The sequence below is a fragment of the Pseudoalteromonas sp. SIMBA_162 genome (assembly GCF_046535955.1).
Lineage (GTDB): Bacteria > Pseudomonadota > Gammaproteobacteria > Enterobacterales > Alteromonadaceae > Pseudoalteromonas > Pseudoalteromonas marina.
The window spans coordinates 1-259 of the sequence record NZ_JAWJBQ010000648.1 but is presented as its reverse complement, the minus strand read 5'-3'; the positions used below and the strand labels follow the sequence as shown (position 1 = coordinate 259).

General features: G+C 62.9%; 1 protein-coding gene. It reads right to left on the bottom strand.

Translation table 11 applies throughout. From position 1 onward, the window contains the following. The coding region (locus R0J88_RS21260) for a contractile injection system protein, VgrG/Pvc8 family (RefSeq protein WP_410901065.1) at positions 1-259 on the bottom strand (259 nt) is incomplete at both ends.

Sequence of the window (259 nt, the reverse complement as noted above, 5' to 3'; positions counted from 1 at the left end):
GTTCGAGAACACCGACTCGATGACCTCGACGGCGGTGAGGTCCTGGAAGATACGGCTGTCACGGCCGAGCTTGAGCATCGCCATCCACGGCACCAGCGTCAGCTGGTAATAGAAGACGCCACCATCCTCACCGAGCAGCGCGGCGGACTCGACCAGCCCCGAGAGCTTGCGGTAACTGCCATCGGCCTGACGCACCGAGAGCGCCGCCGGCTGCGCCATCAGGGTCTTGAGTTCGATATCACCATTCTGGGAGATGCAG